The following is a 19,674-nucleotide window of genomic DNA, read 5'->3' on the forward strand; positions in this document are numbered from 1 at the left end:
TATAGAGACGATGAAAGTCATCAAAAAATCTTGGCGCGATCTCCTGATTATTAGCCTGGTCAGCTTAGCTTCAACCGCCCTTATCTGGCTACCTTTTTTCTTAAGACTACCTCGCTTTTGGAATATTAACTTACCGGCCGGAGGAATGGCGACGATTATGAAAAATTTTGACGGCCTTTATTACGTGGTGATTGCCAAATCTCTTTACAATCCAGAGATTATTAAGAACCTTGTTCCTTTTGATTTACCGGTTATCTATTATGCCGCCCACTTTCCTCTTTATCCCCTTTTAATCAGAATTGGCAGTCTGGTTATCAATTCCCTTTGGTCAATGCTTTCGATTAGCGTTCTGGCGGCCCTCTTATCGGCTTTTGTTTTTTATCTTTTTCTTAAAGAATTCAGACTCTCAAAAGAACCTCTCTGGCTAGCAATTGTTTACCTTCTATTTCCGGCTCGCTGGCTGATTGTCCGCTCCGTCGGTTCACCCGAACCTCTATTCATTCTTTTCTTGCTTCTCTCCTTTTACTTTTTTAAGAAGAAAAATTGGTGGCTGGCTGGGAGTTTTGGGGCCCTGGCCCAACTAACCAAACCGCCGGGAATTTTGCTTTTTCTGGCTTACGGAATCTACATCTTCTGGCAAAATTGGCAGGCAATTAAAGAAGATTGGCAAACCAAACTAAGTCAGCTAACTAAAACCTATGCTCCTCTTTTCTTGATCCCTTTAGCTCTTTTAGTAGTCTCCCTATACTATTTATATATCTATGGCGATTTCTTTGCCTATTTTCATTCAGGTGACAATATTCATCTTTTCTGGCCACCCTTGCAAATTTTTAATGCGGCTGCCGCCTGGGTAGGCACTTATTGGCTAGAAGAAGCAATTTATATTTATTTAATAGGAATTTTAGGGGTGATTTATTTGTTTAAACAAAAACGTTATGAACTGGGATTTTTTACGGCGGTCTTTTATTTCACCACTCTTTTTATCTCTCACCGGGATATTAGTCGTTACAGCCTACCCATGCTCCCTTTCATTCTGATTGCTTTTGACAAATTTTTAGTCAGAAAAGAATTTAAAATTGCTTTTGGAGTAATTCTCTTACCAATCTATCTTTATGCTATCAATTTCATTACGGGGAATACTTTAGCCATTGCTGACTGGACTCCATTTTTATAACTTCCTCACAACCCCCTTCTCCGCATTAACATCAACTAGATCACCATCTTTCAAGGCTTTAGTCGCTATCTGCGTTCCCACTACGCAAGGAATTTTCATTTCTCTTGAAATAATAGCCGCATGACACAATATTCCGCCTTCGTCTGTCACAATTGCTGAAGTTTTTTGAATAATAGTGGTAAATTTAGGGGAAGTCATCTTAGTAACTAAAATCTCACCCTTATTAAACCTTTCTATTCTTGCAGGATCCAAAATAACCCGAACTCTACCACTGGCTTTTCCTTTAGAAGCAACTATTCCAGAGATTTTCTTAATTTTTTCCGGAGCTTTCGGAATTTTTCTTTTTTTAATAAGGAAGCTATATTTTTTGATTAAATCACCATAGGTTTCAGCTAGTTTTTTCTCTCCTCTCCTCAAAAATACTTTTCTTTGGTCATCAACAGAAGTAAGAACTCGTGCGCCCTTATCTTCTCCCCATCCCTTATCGTTGCACTGAGAGAGAAGGAGGTTTAATTCTCCCAAGCACCCCCACGGAGTGTGAACTAGGATTTGTTTTCTATTAGGAAGAGAATACCTGATAGTCTTCTTAGACCTTTTCTCAAAATCTAACGGTGATCCGGGAATAATATCAACCTCAAACCCCGTCTTTTTTACAAATTGGTGATATTGTCTAGCGGATTTTGTTCCTTTAGGCGGATGAATCTCAAGCCCCTCTCCCACTTTCCAGGGAAGTTTATTTTTATTGACTAGAATATTGAAATGCCCTTCCCTAACTTTTACTTCATAGCCTAAAAGTCTGTAGGCGTACTGAGAAGTAAACACCCAATCGTCTTGAGATAATCCCCAATCCTTGAGAAGCTCTTCTAAACTCTCTAATGCTTTTTCTATTCCCATAAAAAGACACCTATCCTATCCTTCTTTGAATCCGGCCAAAAAGTTTAGATTTTCTTGTTTTCCAGATAAAAGTGGTATACATAAAGAAATTGTAAGGAAGAACCAGAAAACCAATCGCCAAGATTAAGAATATTTGACGCCATTGATCGCCAAAGAAACTCGTCCCGGCCCAAACAACGATCGTCTGGATAATCAAAGCTCCCATCGAAGTTAAATTAAACTGAATGAATTTGTAGGGCAGTTGTTTTAGCGAAACAATCTTTTTCTCGGCAAAAGTCCAGATATTATTGAGAATAAAATTGCTAATAATAGCCAATTCGGTAGCAATGGCTGTGGCCGGACCAGGCGAAAAGCCAGCCCGATAGAAAACTTCTAAACCGATGGCGTTAACTAAATAACCAATAAAGCCAACTACGGCAAATTTCATGAATTGAATGGTCTTAGGATCTTGAAGCCGCAAAAGAATCACGGAAATAAGAGTCACAATCACGTCTTTGCTACTTAACTTAGATCTGCCGATTTCCCGAACTTTGAATCTCAAGGGAATTTCCACTATTTTAGCTTTATTTTGAACTAATTGATAAAGAATTTGGGTTTTGTAGAAAAAACCACTGGAAAGGCGAGAAAAATCAATCTGATCAAGAACGCCTCTAGTTCTGGTCAACTTCAAACCTGTGGTCGTGTCTTTAACAATATTAATCTTAGGAAAAAAGAGAACGATTCGACTAAAAAGACCACCAAAAGTGGTTAAAATCTTTCTAAAAAGACCCCATTCTTTGGGGATTAAGCCGCCTTTAATAAACCTTGAGCCGATAACATGATCATAACCTTGGTCAAATTTTTTGACTAAATCAATAATGTATTGAGGGTCGTGCTGAAAATCAGCGTCAAATTCAATTACCGCCACCGCCTCCATCTTTTCCATTGCCTGCTTCATTCCCCGAATATAAGCTGCCCCTAAACCCTCTTTCTTACCTAAAGAAAGCTCTACATTCTTGTACTTCTTCATCTTCTCTTTAACCACCTCCGCCGTCCCGTCAGGCGAATGATCATCAACCACTAAAATACTCATCTCATATTTCTTGATCTTAGGAAAAACCTCTTTTTCTAAGACTTCAATCATCTTGGCAATATTTTCTTTCTCGTTGTAAGTAGGAATAATGACAACAATCTTCATGGTTTTACTCTAACAGATAATCCTGATAAAATGCAAACGTATGAAGATCGATATTCTCACCCTCTTTCCAAAGATGTTTAAGGGCCCCTTTGCTGAGAGTATTATTAAACGGGCCCAGGAGAAAGAATTAACAAAGATTAAAATTCATGATCTGAGAAAGTGGACAAAAGACAAACACCAAACCGTTGATGACCGACCTTTTGGTGGCGGCCCAGGGATGATCTTAATGGTTGAACCTATCTACCAGGCTCTAAAAGAACTTCGGCAAAAACAAACTAAAACAATTCTTTTAACCCCTCAAGGTAAAATCTTTAAACAAACCATGGCTAAAAAACTGGCCAAGGAAAAACATCTAATTTTTATTTGCGGTCATTACGAAGGGGTGGATGAAAGAATCCGGAAACATTTAGTTGACGAAGAAATCTCGATTGGCGATTATGTTCTGACGGGTGGCGAACTACCAGCCATGATTGTCATTGACACCATTATCAGACTAATTCCTGGTGTTTTAAAAAAAGAAGAAGCGGTTAAAAACGAGTCTTTTACTAATAATCTCCTGGAGTACCCTCAATATACCCGACCGGCTAAATTTAAAGGCTGGCAAGCTCCAGAGATTCTTCTCTCCGGCAACCATCAAAAAATCAAAGAGTGGCGCCAAAAGAAAGCCAAAGAAAAAACTAAAAAAAGAAGGCCGGATTTGCTTTAATTAGACAATTGTATTTTCATCTTCTCCAGTCCTTCTCTTAAAGTCTTCATCTTAATACCTAATTCCTTCTCTATTTTTTCATTAGAAAGGCCTAAAAACTTATGCCAAGGACGATCTGATTTTGATTGTTTCTTTTGATATTCTGCTAAAGAACCTTTTTTGACTAACTTTTTATCAAAACCAAAAACATCAGCTATCTCCAGAGCTAAATCATAGGGTGATTGAAAACTTGAAGAGACTAAATGAAAAACGCCTTTTGGTTTTGATTCAAGAATCTTTTCTAACCCAAAAGCAATATCGTCAATGAAGGTTGGTGTCGTAATCTGATCAGCAAACATCGGATAAAGACTCTTTTCTTCGAAACCCTTAATCATTCTCCTAATCAAATCAATTTTGGGTTCAAATTTGGCCCGATAAGGAAAAGCAATTCTCAAGATACAAAAATTATTTGTCAGTTTTTTTATTTCTTCTTCAGCCCAATATTTAGTCTGGCCATACCATTCGATTGGCTGAGGTTTATCCGTTTCTTTGTAGGCTGTTTTTTTCTTGCCATCAAAAATAAAATCAGTGGAAAAATGAATTAGATATTTGTTATATTGCTGACATAATTGAGCCAGATTGCGCGTTCCCACAACATTAATTTGATAACAAGGTCCTTTTTTATCACCGCGTTGTTCCCAGGCCTGATTAACATCAGTAAAAGCAGCCAAATGAATTAAGGAATCAGCCTGACTAGAACCAATAATTTTCTCTAACTGATCTTTATCAGTAATATCAATATTGGTGGTTAAATCCAGATTTTGGAAATCAAATTTTTTTCCAAGAAGCTCAACAATTCTTGAACCAACTAAGCCTGACAAACCAGTACCTAAAACCTTTTTCATTTCTTTTTAACTAAGTCCCAACTAAAAATAGCGTTATTTAGAGACTTAACTTTTATCTCTTTAAAAGAAATTCTGCCTTCATCCTGAGGATTATATTCTTTGGTTGGATGATTAACTAACTCCGCTTCACCAGGACCGGGCGCCATAATGCCGTGATAAACTCCTTCAGGAATAGTAATGGTATAAACAGGCACCGTTTTTTTTACTTTTATCTTCAAATCAGCTCCTTTTGCTTCAACCACTTCAAGTCTTCCATAAGTAGAAGAATTTTTTCTCATATCCAAAAGTAAAATCCACATTGTCCCGCGGACAATGGTAAAACGATCTTTTTGATGTTTATGGAAATGATATTGATCCTTATCTCTTGCCTGACCAGGTCTGGTCACTGAGTTGTAGCTGTAAATACTTTTGCTTTTCTCCTTAGCAGAATCAAAAGTCTCAACTAAAAAACCTCTTGGATCATAAAAAATTGTTCTCTTGATAACCTTAACCTTTTTTATTTTAATTTTTTCCGGACTAATCAGAACAATTCTATTTTTCTTCATTTTTTATCACCACCCTCCACTAGCACCGCCGCCGCCGCCACTACCACCGCTAAAACCACCAAAGCCTCCGCCGCCACTACCACCGCTACCGCCACTAAAGAAGCCACCCCAGCTCTTGGTAAAATTGGTCGGTTTCTTTTTCTTTTTCAGTTTTTTGTAATTCTTGGAAAGAACATAATCTAAAAGAAGACCAAAGATACCGAGACTAAAAGTCAGAAGGGCAAAGGATAAGATTGTCCCGATAATTAGGCCTAAAACACCTCCCATTATTCCTCCAATTACACCGCCTGGCCAAAATCTTTTACTTCTTCCTAGAAAAGAAGAAGCGTAAATCAGAATAATAAAACTAATAATAATCAAGGGTAAAATTGCCAAAGCCTTTACCTGAATTTCTTCCTGACTAGAAGGTACTTCGCCAGAAGTAATGTATCCCTGGATTTTTTCGACAGCTAGTTTGATTCCTTGATCATAATTATCTTCTTTAAAAGCCGGTTTCATTTCTTCCCGAATAATTTTACCGGCTCGGCCATCAGTAATCACTGGCTCTAAACCATAACCAACCTCGATTCTTATCTTTCTTTCTTCCTTAGATACTAGAATCAGGAGGCCGTTATCTTTTTCTTTTTTACCTATGCCCCACTCTTCAAATAAACGAACCGCGTAATCTTCAATTGAATCACCTTCTAAGGAATTAATCGTTACCACCGCAATTTCGGCGGTTGTTTTTTCCTCAAACTCAGTTAAATTTTGTTCTAAAGAATCACGGTAATCAGGGGAAAGAAGCTGGGCAAAATCATTAACATAGCCAGTTGGTTCAGGAAAATCCTGAGCCAACACCGGCAAGGCTACTAGGAAAAATCCTAGCAATAAAAGAACTGGCAGTTTAAAAAACTTCATTCAGGTTTCTCCGGCTGAATATTAACCTCAGGCGCTTGTTCCGCTCCCTCAACGGCTTCGAAATAAGAGCGCTCGTTAAAACCAAAAGTACCGGCAATCAGATTTGCCGGAAACTTCTTGATAGTTGTATTGTAATCTCGAACTAAATCATTGTAGCGTCGTCTTTCGACGGCGACTCGATTTTCTGTCCCAGCCAATTCATCCATTAATTGAGAAACATTTTCGGCTGAACGTAATTCAGGATAATTCTCCATGACCACCAGCAATCTACCTAAAGCCGACTCTACTTGAGTGGCGGCCTTAGCTTTTTCTTCAACCGTGGCCGCGCCTGAATAGCGAGTTCTCGCTTCGGCAATTTGACCAAAAACCGCTTGTTCTTGGCTCATAATGCCTTCAACTGATTTGACCAAATTAGGAATTAAGTCAAAACGACGCTGGTATTGAGTCTCGACCTGGGCCCACTGATTCTCAATTGCTTGGTTTTGGGTAACCAGATTATTGTAAAAAGTCGCCAAACTTAAACCAGCAAAGAGAACAACTGCGCCAATAATAATCAAAATTTTCTTCAAATTTCTTCACCCCCCTTCTTAGGTGTGCTTGTCAGCAACAACAAAAGCGCCATAAGCTTCCGGTTTAGTTTTGGCCACAAAACCATTACCATTAACCATACCAACGACTTCCTTAATCATTTCTCGAGTCGGACCAACATCACCGACATCAATGTGAATTTCCAGTTTATATCTTTCCCCATTTAATTTCTGGGTTAATTGAGGAACAATTTTTTCGGCTAAACGAATTGAAAGAAGGGTTTCTGTATAAATTTTATCTCGAAGACTTTTTAAATTGGTAACTTTCTTTTTCTGCCAGAAATAACGACCGCCCTTACTTTTCCGGTGAATGACTACGGCCGTAACAAAACTCACTTTCTCGCCACCAGTCAATTTTTTAGTCTTTGAGTCCGTGCCAATCACCAGCCGATAAGAATAGTCCGGCTGTTCACTCATAAAAGCCACTAAATCATCAACCACTTTATCAATGGCCATCTTACCTTTAGTAGGACTAATAAAAAAATTACCTGCCCTCATCACAGCCATATTTTATCATAAATCCCTGTTATAATAAAACCATGGAGATTCAACTTAAAAACATTGGTCTTAACCGCTGGCAGATAGAAAAACTTCCCCAAATGAGAGCCGATGTTGTAGTTTACGTTAAAGAAGAACTCTTGGCAAAAGTCAAAGAAGACCGGTCTCTAGAACAACTCGCTCAAGCGGCTTCTTTACCCAAGCTTGTCTCACCGGTCATTGCCATGCCTGATGTCCATGAAGGTTTTGGTTTACCGATTGGCGGCATCATGGTCACTAATGGTCTTGTTTCTTCAGGCGCGGTTGGGATGGATATTAACTGCGGTATTAGGTTTCTCTATAGTCAACTTAAATATGATCCCAAACTCTTTCCCTCAGAAACTCTAAAATTATTAATCAATAGAATTCAAAGAGAAATTCCTGTTGGTTTAGGTCAAAGACGCCGAGAAGCTATTCCCAATCTACCTTTCCGGGAAATTGTTTATCACGGTGCCCAGGCTTTGATTAAAAAGGGTTATGGCGAAAAAGAAGACGTGGAATCAATTGAAGAAAACGGTCGAATGGCTGGCGCTGATCCCAATAATCTCTCTGAAAGAGCCATCAAGCGAGCTGAAAAAGAAGTCGGGACACTCGGTTCTGGTAACCACTTTATTGAAATCCAGGTTTTAGAGAAAATTTATGATCAAGATTTGGCTAAAAAATGGGGCCTTTTTGAAAACCAGATTTGCGTGATGATCCACACTGGTTCCCGGGCTCTTGGTCATCAAACCTGTATTGATTACACTAAGAGATTCTCTGAAGAAGAAGCCAATTATGGTATTAAAGCGCCTATTCCTAATTTAGCGGCTCTACCAACTGATTCACCGGCTGGAACCGCTTATCTTTCGGCCATGGCCGCTTGTGTTAATTTTGCCTTTGCTAATCGTCAATTAATCAGTCATTATGTTCGTGATGTTTTTAAAAGATTATTTAAAACCAAAGAAGCAAAATTAACTCTTCTTTATGATGTCGCTCATAATATTGCCAAATGGGAAAAACATCAAGGTAAAGAAGTTCTGGTTCACCGTAAGGGGGCGACCCGGGCTTTACCAGCCAACCATGAACAAAATCCTAAACATTACTTAGAAACCGGCCATCCTTCGTTGGTGCCTGGCAGCATGGGCGCACCTTCTTATATTATGGTTGGTTTGCCTGACACCAGAGAAACTTATTTCTCCATTAATCATGGCGCCGGTCGGGCCATGAGTCGAAGCGAAGCCAAAAGAAGAATTAAAAAAGAGGAATTCGAAAAACAAATGGGAGGAATTATTTATAATAAACCCTTTCATGTCATTGCTGATGAAGCCCCCCAGGCTTATAAAGATATAAACTTGGTGATTGAGACCTTAGTTGAAGCAGGTTTAAGCAAAAAAGTTTGTCACCTTCGACCCCTAGCGGTGATTAAAGGCGATTAACCCCTTTAAAAGTTCCTCTCTGTTTGTTAAGATAAACTAGAAATGTTAAATACATCCTTGGTTCTTCACGCTAATCTTCAATACGCCGAAATTCCTACTGCAGAAATTCCTAAAATTATCAAAGAAAGTTATTTACCTACTCTTAAAGGTCTTTTAAAAATTCCCAAATCCAAAATTTCTTTTAACTTTACCGGTGTCACTCTGGAAATTTTGGAAAAGGAATATCCAGAAATAATTGATTTAATTAAAAGAGGAATTGAAAAAGGCCAGTTTGAATTGCTGGGTTTTGCTTACTCTCAACCGATTCTTCCTCTTATTCAGGAAGTTGACATTAATCTTCATATTCAAAAACATCTTGATCTTCTAGAGCGTCTGCTGGGGGTAAAAAATCCTAAAGGATTCTTTTTACCAGAAGCTGCTTGGAGTCCAAACTTGGCTCCGATTTTAAAAAAATTTGGTTTCTCTTGGACTATGATTGATTATGACCATTTAATTTTATCCCAAACAGCAGCCGGAGAATCAGTCTCTATTGAAAGAAAACCAATTGGTTTCACTGAAAGAGGGACGTATTTTTTTACTGCCTCTCTTTTTAAACAAATAGTCAGCTTACCAACTTTAGCTTTAAAATTTCGTCATGACGTCAACCACCCTGATTTTGAACCCATTATCATTAAAGGCGCCGGTGCAGAAATGCAAGCTGTTTTGATGAAGCAAGTTTGGACACCTAATTATTTTGAGGCAAGTTTGGCGGCACCCAAGGCTCTCCGTTGGCTCTTCAGTCCAAATCGCCTCAAAAAAAGACTCAAAAAAATGGCTCGGTCAGAAAAAGTTAAAGGATTGGTTATTCCATTTGGCAGTGATTTTGAAATCATTGGCTACCGAGGCAATATACCAGTCTCTATTCCGGTAGAACGGTTTTTAGACTTTGTTAGTTGGGCAACGAGTGAAAAAGATATTAATCTCACCACACCTACTGATTATCTGAGGAAAAATCCACCTAAGAAAAAAGTTTATTTAAGAACTGGCAGTTGGGCGCCAGATAGATCATTAAAAGTTTGGGATAAGGACCCTGATGATAAAAAACTTAATAGTCTTTGTGATGAAGCTCGGTCTTATCTAATTCGTGCCGGAAATTCCAGAGAAGCTGAAAAAGGTTGGCACCACCTACTTTTAGCAGAAAATAGTGATGGTCGTGGCTGGAATCCCATTCCAGAACGACGTCTTTTCTGTTATAAACACGCCTTAAAAGCGATTGAAATCGGAAGAGAATTAACCAAAAAACAAGATTAAGTTCTCATCAGAAGAAAAACCACGATAACACTTGCGACGGTCGCCACAAGAACATACTCCAAAATAATTCTAATGTGTAATTCCTTTTTAATCGAATGATGAACAATTCCCCAAACAACATAAACAGCTGACATAATCAAAGCAATTCCTATTTGAATTTGACGATTGTAATTGAAAAGCAAAAAACAACCCAAACCAATTGACAAAAAGGCAATCAGGGCTAAATAGTGTTTTAAATCTTTGGTCATAGAATCGCTCCTTGACTAGTTAAGACGACGGCTAATAAAAGGAAAGTAATAAAAATCAGATGAGCGAGGTTCTTTCCCGAAAGACGAACAATTCTCTTTTGAGATACTAGAATAACATCTAAAATCAAAGCTCCTAAAACAATTCCTAAAATTAAAACCGCTAAAGTCTTAGTCAAAGCAAAAGGTGAAGTGATTGGCGAGGCCGCGCTTCCCTCTTTTTCCTGAGCCAAAGCCGCCGGAGCAAGAACAATTTTTTCCTCTTCTATCTTCTTTTCCTCAACGGTTGAAGCTTCACCTAATTCCGGAGTTTTTTCTGGAGTGGAAACTGTTGCCGGCGTCGTCCTTGATTGTTGGGCCACGTAAGCCGAAGCTGGTGTTCCAAACATCTGAACTACCAAGGTTGTCTCCACTCCCTCAAGAGTACCGTTAACCACTGCTAAACCAATCTCTTTATAGTTTCCATTAAGAAGATTATCCCGATGGGTTGGTGAATTCATCCAAGCTTCAACCACAGAACTGGAATTCATAAAATCCCGAGCTAGATTTTCACCAGCGTAAAGGTATTTATAGCCAACCTCTTGAAAAAAAACCCAAGGAGTCCTACCTGAAGGTGAATTGTGAGCCCAGTAATTAAAAGCAAACATGTCACCCGCTTTTCTTTGCGCCGCTTCATTTAATTGAGAATTAATCGTTAAGGGCGCTAAGCCGCTCTCTAAACGTTTCTGATTGGTTAACTCAACCACTTGTTCCGGGGTAATATTTGAGGCATAACCCAAAACTGAAGGCAAGAGAAAGACATAAAAATTAATGGTGAACTGATAAACCAAGAAAACCGCCACAATCACAGTAAGAACTGAAGGCTGAAGAATTTTCGCTTTGTGATTATTAGATTGGTGAGGAATGAAAAAATGCCTCGCCCACTCGAGCAGGTTCATATAAGGCTAATTATGGGTTAAGCCTGAAATGAAGTCAAGCGAGATTAACGCTTTTTAAAGAAGTAAACTACCAAACCAATTAGACCACCAATGACCGCTACTAAACCAATTGTCTTCCAGGTACCCAGGCGAGAAATGGTTTCACTTGCGGTCTGACCCAAACCACCAATAAGACCTGATTCTGGTAAAGTTTCATCAGTTTCGCCCCCTAGAATTTGACCTTCTTCTGATGGAGCTGGACTAACTACCGGAAGAGCAATCGGAGCCGGTGAAGCACTTGTTTCGGCGCCAGCCACTTGTTCGGTGGTGGTGACGGTCACTTCAGAATCACCAACGACTCCAGAAATATTACCGGCCTGGTCAATCACTCTGGTAACGTAATAATAATTCTTGTCATCAGGAACATCATTTTCCCAACATTTTTCTTCATTCTTGGCACCACCCACGCGGGTGATTAGGGTTGAAGAATTAGCGTCAAATTCAGTTTTATCTGAGCGATAAATCAAAACTTCTTTAAAATCATCTTCATTGGGGTTCTTCCAGCAAACTTTATATTTTCGACTGTTAACTTTTTCTTTTCGATAATCGCTGACTGGCCCCGGTGCCTGACGATCAATGATGACTGTTTCTTCGTCACTCTGAACCGTGACCCCATCACTGGTCGCTTTGACTAAGAAATAATATTTGCCATCACCAGAAAGCAAGCTACCATCAACATTAAAACTACCTGAAGTTTGACTAGAAGTGCCAAATTCAAACTTAGACTGACCATCCTTATTCATAAAGGCTTTAACCTCGACCGGTTTACCTTCAACTTGAAGAGCGGTGTAATAAATCTCAAAAGGATCATAGTTAATGTATTCAGGTAACTTGCCAATCTTCACGATCAAATTATCAGCGGCTCGAGCCACTCCAGCCGCAAAGATAAGTAAGCCAAGAGCAATCAAAAAGCTTCTGAATAATTTCTTAGTATTCAATCTCGCTAAAAGTTTCTTTAACCTCTCAAGATTCAAGAGAGCCACACCCGCCATAATCATTAACAAGGCAATAATAAGAAATAATGTTGGTGAACCCGTAGCCGCACCCAAAACCTGACCCGCTTCGGTGGCCGCACCTAAAACCAAACCGCCAACCGAGGTGGAATAAGAAAGACCAATCCCTAGGGCAGTGTAGACAAAGGCAAAGTTAGAATAAGAGGTGCTATTATCTTCAGAACCAGAGGGTCGATTAGTCCCCCGGGCAACAGCAACATTAGGATATTCTCCGACCGGCAAGCCATCATCTAAATCAACATCGTAAGTAATTATTTTAACTTCTCCTGGAGCCATGTCACCTAAACTCCAAGTCAGCTGCTGGCCACTAACAGCGGGAGCAGTAGGAACACCATCAACTTCAGCATTACCAGCATAGCTAAAGTCATCCGGCAAAACATCACGAACCGTCACACCATAAGCCGTTGAATCAGAATCATTAGTCACAGTTAAAGTAAAGTTAAAGGAATCACCTGGACTGGCAGTGGTTCCCATTTTATCATGAGTCTTGTTTAATCTAAGAGTGATTGTTTTGAGTTCATTGAGAAATTCAACTGTTTCCTCTTGTCCAGAAGTATCAAGAACAACCGGGACTGAAGTAGGACTGGTTGGTTCATAGCCCGCCAGTTCAGGATCTTCGGTATCTTCTTCAACGTTGTAACTTCCTAAATAAAGACCGTCAAAAGTACAACAACCTGTTTCATCTGTCTCGCAAGAATCAACTGGTTCTTCACTATTACCATTAATTGGTGGTTCTTGATCTGAGGCTTCTCCTCTAAAAATATTCTGGTAAAGATTTATTGTTATCCCGTTCATACCTGGCTCGCCTTCATCCTTTACACCATCGTCATTATAATCGTCATATTTACAAGCTATAATCTCGCCTTGTTCAAAGTTGCCAAAATCTTTACCACTAATTTCATCACCAGAAGCAACAGTTACCTCAAAATAACAATCACTACCAGGTTGAGTTCTTGTCCAACCAGGTTGAGGAACTTCACAAACTTTATAAACTCCTGGAATTAAATTATTAAAAGAATAACTGCCATTACTATCAGTTTGGACTGAATATTTGAAAGCATCAGGTGAGTCATAAAGTTCGATTGTCCAGTTAGGCAAACCTAATTCACCCGCATCTTGCTGATTGTTACCGTTTACATCCTCATACTTCATTCCAGAGATGGAACCATAATTCAAAGCATTGAAAGCAACACAGTAATAGGTCTGACCGTATTGAGGATTATTAATCCATTCCCAGTTATCGTAATTGTAAACATCACCCGTGCAGTAAAATTCAGCACTAACATCACTACCATTACTAAAAGGAACATAATCATTACTGAGAAAAACCTCTCTCGTTTCAATTATACCTCCAAAGTTAGAAAGATCATTTATTATTGCCGTTGCCAACCCCCCCACTGTTGGACCAAAACTTACCCAAGAGCCACCCAATACCTGAGTATTGGTTTGGAAACTATCAAAACTACCTGAACCAGCTGGTCCATATTGGAAGCTCCAACCATCAGCCAATTGACAGTGACCACCAGAATTATCTACATAATCCTGGGCTGTAGTTGGTCCAATTAAGCTACCATGATTACCCCAGTTAGGCAAATCAGCTTCACTATCACAAACAACTTTATAAGCCTCAATCGCGACCGGTTGTAGCTGACATTCATAAATATTCAGAGTTAAATTGCCTGAATTATCTGACATTCCACTTTGATTATTCCAGCTTGTGTTAAACCAGTTATCATAACGATCACTAATTAAAAATTGAAGTGAAGAAACGGTCGGTTCATAATACTTTTTATAAACATGGTTGGGGTTGTAATTTCCCCAATCAACTACTCCCACACCACTGCCTAAATTGGCCAATAGGGCATGAGCAGCGTAATCGTCACCACTTCCCTGGATACCATACTGAGAAGCAATTGAACCGTTGAGAAGAGTATAACCTGCATCTGACAAATAACCTGGTGCACCAGTGGGAATAAACGTTCCTAAAGCTTCAAAAAGATATTTTCCGCCAGGAGTGACGGAAATATTAATTCCATCAACATCATTTCCGAAAACTTCATATGGTCCACCTACTTGAACCGGAACCAAATCTCCTGGACAAGAATGCTCTCCATCATAAATCGGTACTAACTGACAGGTATGAGTGCAGAAATTTACTCCAGGGGTGGCTCCGTCTTCTCCATCGCACTCTTCTTGTCCTTCTTTTTGCCCATTACCACATTCTTGTTCTTCACCTAAACAAATAACACTGACATCATCAATAAAGGTCCCCAGAGAATCAGCGCTTCCTACGTCAGTAAACTGCAATCGGGTTGGTGCACCTGTAGCAGCAAAAGTGTAATCATGCTCTGACCAGTCGGTATTACCACCACCCGCTCGACTAAAGGTATCAACAACGCTATTATTCCAGCTAAATTAAAGTTGGTTGTTAGCCGCATTGGTGCTTGGCCTGGGTGAAAAATGAAACTTAATCTGGTAATTGTAACCCGGGATAGTAGGTAAATCTTGATAAATTTTAACTGAGGCTGGTTCGCCATTCAAAGTGCTGGTATGATCATTCCAATCAGTATCCAATTCGGCGTGCTGGGAACCACTGTATGGCAACCAGCCACTAACACCTCGGTGTAATTCTAGATGAGCCGGATCAGGGAGAGTCCAGCCACCATAATCAAAAAAGCTCTCCCGCCATTCAACTGTCCAACCCATTCCAGGAGTACCAGAATCAAAAATGTCCCAAGCTTGAGAAGTGGTTACAACCGGACTCTCAAACCCACTATTGACCACCATGTTGACATCAGGTAAACAGACTTGATTCCATTGACAATTATTAGAACAATAATCATCGTTATTCTGATTCCCGTCATCACATTGTTCATTCTCTTCAACAACCCCATTACCACAAGTCCCGTGATTGCCTGGTTCTTCACAAACTTGCTCGGTAGCATCAACCGCATCAAGATCATAACCATCAGCATCATTACCAAAAGGACCGTAGTTGGTGGTGTCGGTAATCTTGACAAATTTTATCCAAGGCAAGCCTGTAGAAGAAAAATCAACGTAGCCAATACCATTACCACCATCATGATTGGTCACTTCCCAGCTTCCTTGCCAATTGCTTCCATCCTGACTAACTTCAACCTGGGCTTTTTCTTCGGGATAACCAACTCTTCCCCATGTCGTTTCATGAAAAGAAAGGTCGTCACCTTCAACATCGACGACCCAGCCGGTAAAAGAAAGAATAATCGAACCACCTACTCCTAAACTGACGAAATTAACATCAGGCTGGGGACTATCAGGTATGCCTAGGGCATCATTAGGATCTGATCTTTCAGGTAAAACTGGTGTAGTATCTTTTCTTGTTCCCTGATTGAAGCCTGCTACTCCTGAAGCCCAAGTCGGACCTTCTACACATTCCTCTTCTTCACTTACCACCTTAAAATTATCAGTTTTAGAACATGAGTTTGGAAAAGTTGGATCTGGGCTAAGCCAAACTTTATATTCACCTCCAGGGTTAGAGGTATCACTAAAATTGGTTAAAGTAAAAAGGTTATAGCAGGAACTAAAAACGCCACCTAAGACAGTGACATCAGCCCCCAAACTTTGACCTAAGAGTGTCCCGTTTGGCTCGGTTACCTTGACATGATAGTTACCATCCGGTAATTCTGATCCACCGCCTTGAGGTCCACCATTTAAATAAACATCATTTTTACTACTATAAAGGTTTAAATTAACGCTTGAGCAAGTAACATCAGTTGTCCAAATCGCTCCACTCAACGGCCCACAAGAATCAGCTGGACGCGAATCTGTAAAAATTCTTGTCGCTAAAACTGTTCCCCCAAAAAAGACTTCTATTACATATTCTCCCTCAATTCCATCCAATTGATAAAGATAGATAAATTTGCCTTCAGCGTCAGTAGTAACTTCATCACTCCCTTCTTCAAAACTGCCATCACCCTTAACAACAGAACCATCGGGGCGAATAACTTTAATCAATAAGATGCTATTTATAGGAAAATTTTCACCGGAAATTATAACTGTTTCCTCCGGCGCGTAATCGTCTTTATCAGTAGATATTGATGCTAATTGACCACTCGGCTCATCTGTCTTTGAAGAATCAAGATCAAAACCACCCATTTGATCCTCTGTGTCTTTTCCATTTTGATTAACGTTTAAGTTTGGATTTGCTAAAACACCAGGATTACTTGGTAACGGGGAGGGTGAAAAACTCGGGCTTGGATTTGGACTCGGGCTTGGATCTGAACTTGGTGACGGACTAGGAGACGAACTAGGAGAAGGGCTTGGATCTGAACTTGGTAACGGAGAGGGTGACGGTAACGAATCTTCTGGTGGTTCAGAATCAAAAGTGGGGGTTTGTCCACCAGAACCAGATGCTTCTTCCTCAGCAAAAACAGATTGAGTTAAAAAGACACTACTATTTAATTGAAGTATTAAAGAAAAAATAGCAAACCAGGTGAAAACCTTGTGGGCTTTTTTGATTTTTCTGGGAGTTAATTTAAAAATATTAAACATCTAAAATAGGAGCAGATTGTTTGTATTATAACGGCCTATATTCTATTTTGTCAAGCCACCAGGAGTCAACTGGAACTTTTAGACTCAATCTGCTTCTTTTGCAATCACGATTAATCTCTTAAGAGTTGTTCCGGGTGGATAGCAAGTTTGCAGGGTTAGAGTCTTACCCTCTAACGTTCCCAGGAATTCCTCAAGCTCTTTTGGCGATAAAATTTTCTTATCAGTTACCTGATAAGTATATTGTCTCTTTTGATAATAGATAATGATTTCATCACTAGGATTCAATTTACCAATTAAATAAAAAACGGCGTTGTAGCGGGTAATGTTTAAAGGGGTATCGCTGGAATGGGCAAAGATAAAAACATTCCCCTCTTTCCCAGGGAAAGCGCTGCCTCGAGCTTGGGCCACACCTTGGGTCAGAACAGGCAAATATTCACTGGGGTTGGTCGGATCAATCCCGGAAAAGATTTGTTCATTAATTTGGATCCTAGGAATGACCAAACCAAAGTCTCTGGATTTGGGAATAATCTTTTCTTCTGAAATTCTTGATTGGGCGATACTGGCTTGGTAACTAAACTCTTCTTTAACAATTGGCAGGTAAATCATACTGATCAGAACTAAACCGCCAATAATTAATAGTATCCCAATTTTTTTAATCATATTGAGGTTCGACTAACTCCCCTTTTCTTTTATCATTTAAAGGAATTTTTAAAGCCCAACTCAGAGTATTGGCCACGGCCACACCGACTCTCAAACCAGTAAAAGAACCTGGACCCAGATTAACTTCGATTTTAGTCAAATCCTTTAAACTTTTTTTGTTCTTTTTTAAAGTCTGATCAATCAAGGCCAAGAGTTTTTGAGATTTAAACTCCTTTGTTTCAAACTCCCAACGTTGATTATCTAAACCAACAATTGTTTTCTGGCTTCTGGCGGTATCAATATAGAGCTTCATAACTTATTCAAACCACTAATTTTAATTTTTCTCTGGTCTTCATCAAGATATTCAAAAAAAAGATCAATTCTTTTTTTAGGTAGAACTTCTTTAATTCTGTCAGCCCATTCAATGACGCTAATTCCCTCTTGATCAGCAAAAATTTCTTTTAAACCCAAACCTTCAGCTTCGCTCTCATTATTAATTCGATATAAATCAATATGATGAAAAATTCTTAAACCGCTTTTCTTAGGCAGTGGATACTGACGAATAAAAATAAAAGTTGGAGAAAGGACTCTTTTCCTAATCCCTAAACCTTGAGCCAAACCCTGAATAAAAGTTGTCTTGCCACTGCCTAATTCACCGTAAAGAGCTAAAATATCGCCTGGTTTTAAATCAACTGCAATTCTTTTGCCCAATTTTTGAGTTTCGCTGGCGCTCTTGGTAATAATTTCCATATCCCTAAACCTCCAAGAAAAATGCCTGACATATTAACCAGTAAATCCCTTATCTGAAAAGTCCTGGTGGGAATAAATGATTGATGAATCTCGTCAGAAAGCGAGTAAAAAAGGGAAAAAATTAAAGGCCAGAGATAATCTTTCTTTTCCTTAAGAGCGTTAAGGGCTCTAAAGAATAAAACAAAAAGAATAGTATAGATAATGAGGTGAAGAAAGCTTCTAATAATCTCGTCCCAAAAAGGATTTTCCGCGGCTCTTAATCTGGGAATCGAAGAAAGATAGAAAATCAAACCACACCAGATAATGACTGGAACCCAAAGAAAGACATTCTGTTTAACTTTCTCCATGTTTTAACTCCTTACGATGAGTATAGCACACCCAAATACCAGAAACGACCAAAAAACCAAAGCCTAAGATTAAAAATAATTTTGGTAATAATTTCCCCCTAGCCGACAGGCTTGACCCTTCTTCCTTGGCTTCCTCGGTTGCTTCCCAAGGAAAAAGACCAGCCGGGGAAGATTCTTCTTCCCCTAAAACTTTGCCTAATAAAGTCGAACCAATGACTTTAACTGGTTTGGCACTAGACGTGAGGCTGGAAGAAGGGCTGGGTGAAGAAATAGTATCAGAGTCTGATTCAGCTAAACTCATGATTGGATTAACTTCATAAAAATCACCAGTTTTAATTATCTTTGTTTCAGTCCAATCCTTGTAATTAGTTTTTTCTAAACGAATTGTATGTTCGCCAAAACCACAACTCACAGAGGTATCACACTGACAACCATCACAAAAAGTCAATGTTTCCGGAGCATAATGATGAAGATAAACATCATCAAGGTAAACTTTAACGCTAGAAAGAAGGTCGCCTTCATCATTTTTAACCTCATTTATTTGAAAAGTGGCGGTGACTAAAATCGGCGAGGGGCTATTAATCGCTTCAGGAGAAGGTGATGGAGTCGGTAAAACTGGACTGAGAGGAGGAGAAGTAGTGTCGGTTAAAGAAAAAATTGTCTCTCCTTCAGAATAAGATTTTGACTTACCATTTAAGCAAGAGGCTTCTGTATACTTAATAATTTTCAGGATGTATTCTCCTAGGCTTCCATCAAAACCTTTCTCTCCGTAGATAATTTTACCAGTCAGGTTGTTCTCCCAAATTTCTCCATTAACTACCACTAAAGGAAAATCAGCACAATTATTATCTTCCATTTCCACCCAATTGTCGTTATTTTTTGTTAAACCAAAATATTCCTGACCGGCTTCCTTATGAACTCCGATACCTAGATAGTGGGAACCACTAATTTTAGTCAACCGGACTCTGACCGTAAATTCTTCATTAATTCCTATTTCATGAGGCGAATCAGTAATTTCTATTTTGGCCAATACTTTTCTGGGAGAAAATAAAAAAATCGCCATTAAG

General features: G+C 39.3%; 20 protein-coding genes. 4 read left to right on the top strand and 16 right to left on the bottom strand.

Annotated elements, in window-relative coordinates; genetic code table 11:
- The first annotated feature begins 10 nt into the window (after positions 1 to 10).
- Positions 11 to 1,174, top strand: a complete 1,164-nt coding sequence (locus VMY36_01540; protein ID HUV42569.1) for a phospholipid carrier-dependent glycosyltransferase — start codon at positions 11 to 13, stop codon at positions 1,172 to 1,174.
- Here VMY36_01540 and VMY36_01545 read toward each other — a convergent pair.
- Positions 1,169 to 2,068: a PEP-utilizing enzyme gene (locus VMY36_01545; protein ID HUV42570.1), complete on the bottom strand. Its 900-nt coding sequence runs from the start codon at positions 2,066 to 2,068 to the stop codon at positions 1,169 to 1,171. The two genes, VMY36_01540 and VMY36_01545, sit on opposite strands and share 6 nt — an antisense overlap.
- A 10-nt stretch (positions 2,069 to 2,078) precedes the next feature.
- On the bottom strand, positions 2,079 to 3,245 hold the full coding sequence (locus VMY36_01550) for a glycosyltransferase (protein HUV42571.1): 1,167 nt from the start codon (positions 3,243 to 3,245) through the stop codon (positions 2,079 to 2,081).
- Between the two features lie 40 nt (positions 3,246 to 3,285).
- Here VMY36_01550 and trmD point away from each other — a divergent pair, with 40 nt between their 5' ends.
- Positions 3,286 to 3,951: a tRNA (guanosine(37)-N1)-methyltransferase TrmD gene (gene trmD, locus VMY36_01555; GenBank protein HUV42572.1), complete on the top strand. Its 666-nt coding sequence runs from the start codon at positions 3,286 to 3,288 to the stop codon at positions 3,949 to 3,951.
- Here trmD and VMY36_01560 read toward each other — a convergent pair.
- From VMY36_01560 to VMY36_01580, 5 genes are read right to left on the bottom strand one after another with little or no spacing between them, the layout of a single operon-like run.
- On the bottom strand, positions 3,948 to 4,835 hold the full coding sequence (locus VMY36_01560; GenBank protein HUV42573.1) for an NAD(P)-dependent oxidoreductase: 888 nt from the start codon (positions 4,833 to 4,835) through the stop codon (positions 3,948 to 3,950). The two genes, trmD and VMY36_01560, sit on opposite strands and share 4 nt — an antisense overlap.
- A complete protein-coding gene (locus tag VMY36_01565) occupies positions 4,832 to 5,380 on the bottom strand; it encodes a dTDP-4-dehydrorhamnose 3,5-epimerase family protein (GenBank protein ID HUV42574.1) in 549 nt (182 codons plus the stop codon). The genes VMY36_01560 and VMY36_01565 overlap by 4 nt, the downstream gene beginning before the upstream one ends.
- 6 nt (positions 5,381 to 5,386) lie before the next feature.
- Positions 5,387 to 6,277: a TPM domain-containing protein gene (locus tag VMY36_01570; protein HUV42575.1), complete on the bottom strand. Its 891-nt coding sequence runs from the start codon at positions 6,275 to 6,277 to the stop codon at positions 5,387 to 5,389.
- Positions 6,274 to 6,846, bottom strand: a complete 573-nt coding sequence (locus VMY36_01575; protein ID HUV42576.1) for a LemA family protein — start codon at positions 6,844 to 6,846, stop codon at positions 6,274 to 6,276. The genes VMY36_01570 and VMY36_01575 overlap by 4 nt, the downstream gene beginning before the upstream one ends.
- Positions 6,847 to 6,864: 18 nt before the next feature.
- Positions 6,865 to 7,362 carry a ribonuclease H-like YkuK family protein gene (locus VMY36_01580; protein HUV42577.1) on the bottom strand — a complete coding sequence of 166 codons (498 nt, stop codon included), beginning with the start codon at positions 7,360 to 7,362 and terminating at the stop codon, positions 6,865 to 6,867.
- A 41-nt stretch (positions 7,363 to 7,403) separates the two neighbouring features.
- Between VMY36_01580 and VMY36_01585 the strand changes: the two genes are divergently transcribed.
- Together VMY36_01585 and VMY36_01590 are read left to right on the top strand one after the other, a co-directional pair.
- Complete coding sequence (locus VMY36_01585) at positions 7,404 to 8,816, top strand: RtcB family protein (GenBank protein HUV42578.1); 1,413 nt, start codon at positions 7,404 to 7,406, stop codon at positions 8,814 to 8,816.
- Between the two features lie 42 nt (positions 8,817 to 8,858).
- On the top strand, positions 8,859 to 10,106 hold the full coding sequence (locus VMY36_01590) for a hypothetical protein (GenBank protein HUV42579.1): 1,248 nt from the start codon (positions 8,859 to 8,861) through the stop codon (positions 10,104 to 10,106).
- Here the strand turns inward: VMY36_01590 and VMY36_01595 are convergent.
- The 9 genes from VMY36_01595 to VMY36_01635 form a co-directional block, all read right to left on the bottom strand.
- Positions 10,103 to 10,354 (bottom strand): hypothetical protein, encoded by a 252-nt coding sequence (locus VMY36_01595; GenBank protein ID HUV42580.1) that lies wholly within the window; start codon positions 10,352 to 10,354, stop codon positions 10,103 to 10,105. The genes VMY36_01590 and VMY36_01595 overlap by 4 nt on opposite strands.
- Positions 10,351 to 11,289, bottom strand: coding sequence for a CAP domain-containing protein (locus VMY36_01600; protein ID HUV42581.1), 939 nt, complete (start codon positions 11,287 to 11,289; stop codon positions 10,351 to 10,353). Before VMY36_01600 ends, VMY36_01595 begins: the two co-directional genes overlap by 4 nt.
- A gap of 44 nt (positions 11,290 to 11,333) precedes the next feature.
- Positions 11,334 to 14,648 (bottom strand): SdrD B-like domain-containing protein, encoded by a 3,315-nt coding sequence (locus tag VMY36_01605; GenBank protein HUV42582.1) that lies wholly within the window; start codon positions 14,646 to 14,648, stop codon positions 11,334 to 11,336.
- A gap of 108 nt (positions 14,649 to 14,756) precedes the next feature.
- Positions 14,757 to 16,871 carry a DUF4215 domain-containing protein gene (locus VMY36_01610; GenBank protein HUV42583.1) on the bottom strand — a complete coding sequence of 705 codons (2,115 nt, stop codon included), beginning with the start codon at positions 16,869 to 16,871 and terminating at the stop codon, positions 14,757 to 14,759.
- Between the two features lie 84 nt (positions 16,872 to 16,955).
- Positions 16,956 to 17,531, bottom strand: coding sequence for a sortase (locus VMY36_01615; protein HUV42584.1), 576 nt, complete (start codon positions 17,529 to 17,531; stop codon positions 16,956 to 16,958).
- Positions 17,524 to 17,823, bottom strand: coding sequence for a tRNA (adenosine(37)-N6)-threonylcarbamoyltransferase complex dimerization subunit type 1 TsaB (gene tsaB / locus VMY36_01620; GenBank protein HUV42585.1), 300 nt, complete (start codon positions 17,821 to 17,823; stop codon positions 17,524 to 17,526). The genes VMY36_01615 and tsaB overlap by 8 nt, the downstream gene beginning before the upstream one ends.
- Positions 17,820 to 18,260, bottom strand: a complete 441-nt coding sequence (tsaE, locus tag VMY36_01625) for a tRNA (adenosine(37)-N6)-threonylcarbamoyltransferase complex ATPase subunit type 1 TsaE (GenBank protein ID HUV42586.1) — start codon at positions 18,258 to 18,260, stop codon at positions 17,820 to 17,822. The genes tsaB and tsaE overlap by 4 nt, the downstream gene beginning before the upstream one ends.
- Positions 18,194 to 18,607, bottom strand: a complete 414-nt coding sequence (locus tag VMY36_01630; GenBank protein HUV42587.1) for a VanZ family protein — start codon at positions 18,605 to 18,607, stop codon at positions 18,194 to 18,196. The genes tsaE and VMY36_01630 overlap by 67 nt, the downstream gene beginning before the upstream one ends.
- Positions 18,594 to 19,670, bottom strand: coding sequence for a hypothetical protein (locus VMY36_01635; GenBank protein ID HUV42588.1), 1,077 nt, complete (start codon positions 19,668 to 19,670; stop codon positions 18,594 to 18,596). The genes VMY36_01630 and VMY36_01635 overlap by 14 nt, the downstream gene beginning before the upstream one ends.
- Between the last annotated feature and the right edge of the window lie 4 nt (positions 19,671 to 19,674).

The organism is Patescibacteria group bacterium, assembly GCA_035529375.1.
In the GTDB taxonomy this organism is placed as follows: domain Bacteria; phylum Patescibacteriota; class Microgenomatia; order PFEM01; family JAHIFH01; genus DATKWU01.

Bases quoted from the DNA above. Each gene is read 5' to 3' on its own strand.
- VMY36_01585 (HUV42578.1), top strand. From the start codon at position 7,404: ATGGAGATTCAACTTAAAAACATTGGTCTTAACCGCTGGCAGATAGAA.
- trmD (HUV42572.1), top strand. From the start codon at position 3,286: ATGAAGATCGATATTCTCACCCTCTTTCCAAAGATGTTTAAGGGCCCC.
- VMY36_01565 (HUV42574.1), bottom strand. From the start codon at position 5,380: ATGAAGAAAAATAGAATTGTTCTGATTAGTCCGGAAAAAATTAAAATA.
- VMY36_01540 (HUV42569.1), top strand. From the start codon at position 11: ATGAAAGTCATCAAAAAATCTTGGCGCGATCTCCTGATTATTAGCCTG.
- VMY36_01595 (HUV42580.1), bottom strand. From the start codon at position 10,354: ATGACCAAAGATTTAAAACACTATTTAGCCCTGATTGCCTTTTTGTCA.
- VMY36_01545 (HUV42570.1), bottom strand. From the start codon at position 2,068: ATGGGAATAGAAAAAGCATTAGAGAGTTTAGAAGAGCTTCTCAAGGAT.
- VMY36_01560 (HUV42573.1), bottom strand. From the start codon at position 4,835: ATGAAAAAGGTTTTAGGTACTGGTTTGTCAGGCTTAGTTGGTTCAAGA.
- VMY36_01630 (HUV42587.1), bottom strand. From the start codon at position 18,607: ATGGAGAAAGTTAAACAGAATGTCTTTCTTTGGGTTCCAGTCATTATC.
- VMY36_01635 (HUV42588.1), bottom strand. From the start codon at position 19,670: ATGGCGATTTTTTTATTTTCTCCCAGAAAAGTATTGGCCAAAATAGAA.
- VMY36_01590 (HUV42579.1), top strand. From the start codon at position 8,859: ATGTTAAATACATCCTTGGTTCTTCACGCTAATCTTCAATACGCCGAA.
- VMY36_01570 (HUV42575.1), bottom strand. From the start codon at position 6,277: ATGAAGTTTTTTAAACTGCCAGTTCTTTTATTGCTAGGATTTTTCCTA.
- VMY36_01600 (HUV42581.1), bottom strand. From the start codon at position 11,289: ATGAACCTGCTCGAGTGGGCGAGGCATTTTTTCATTCCTCACCAATCT.
- tsaB (HUV42585.1), bottom strand. From the start codon at position 17,823: ATGAAGCTCTATATTGATACCGCCAGAAGCCAGAAAACAATTGTTGGT.
- VMY36_01550 (HUV42571.1), bottom strand. From the start codon at position 3,245: ATGAAGATTGTTGTCATTATTCCTACTTACAACGAGAAAGAAAATATT.
- tsaE (HUV42586.1), bottom strand. From the start codon at position 18,260: ATGGAAATTATTACCAAGAGCGCCAGCGAAACTCAAAAATTGGGCAAA.
- VMY36_01610 (HUV42583.1), bottom strand. From the start codon at position 16,871: ATGTTTAATATTTTTAAATTAACTCCCAGAAAAATCAAAAAAGCCCAC.
- VMY36_01615 (HUV42584.1), bottom strand. From the start codon at position 17,531: ATGATTAAAAAAATTGGGATACTATTAATTATTGGCGGTTTAGTTCTG.
- VMY36_01580 (HUV42577.1), bottom strand. From the start codon at position 7,362: ATGAGGGCAGGTAATTTTTTTATTAGTCCTACTAAAGGTAAGATGGCC.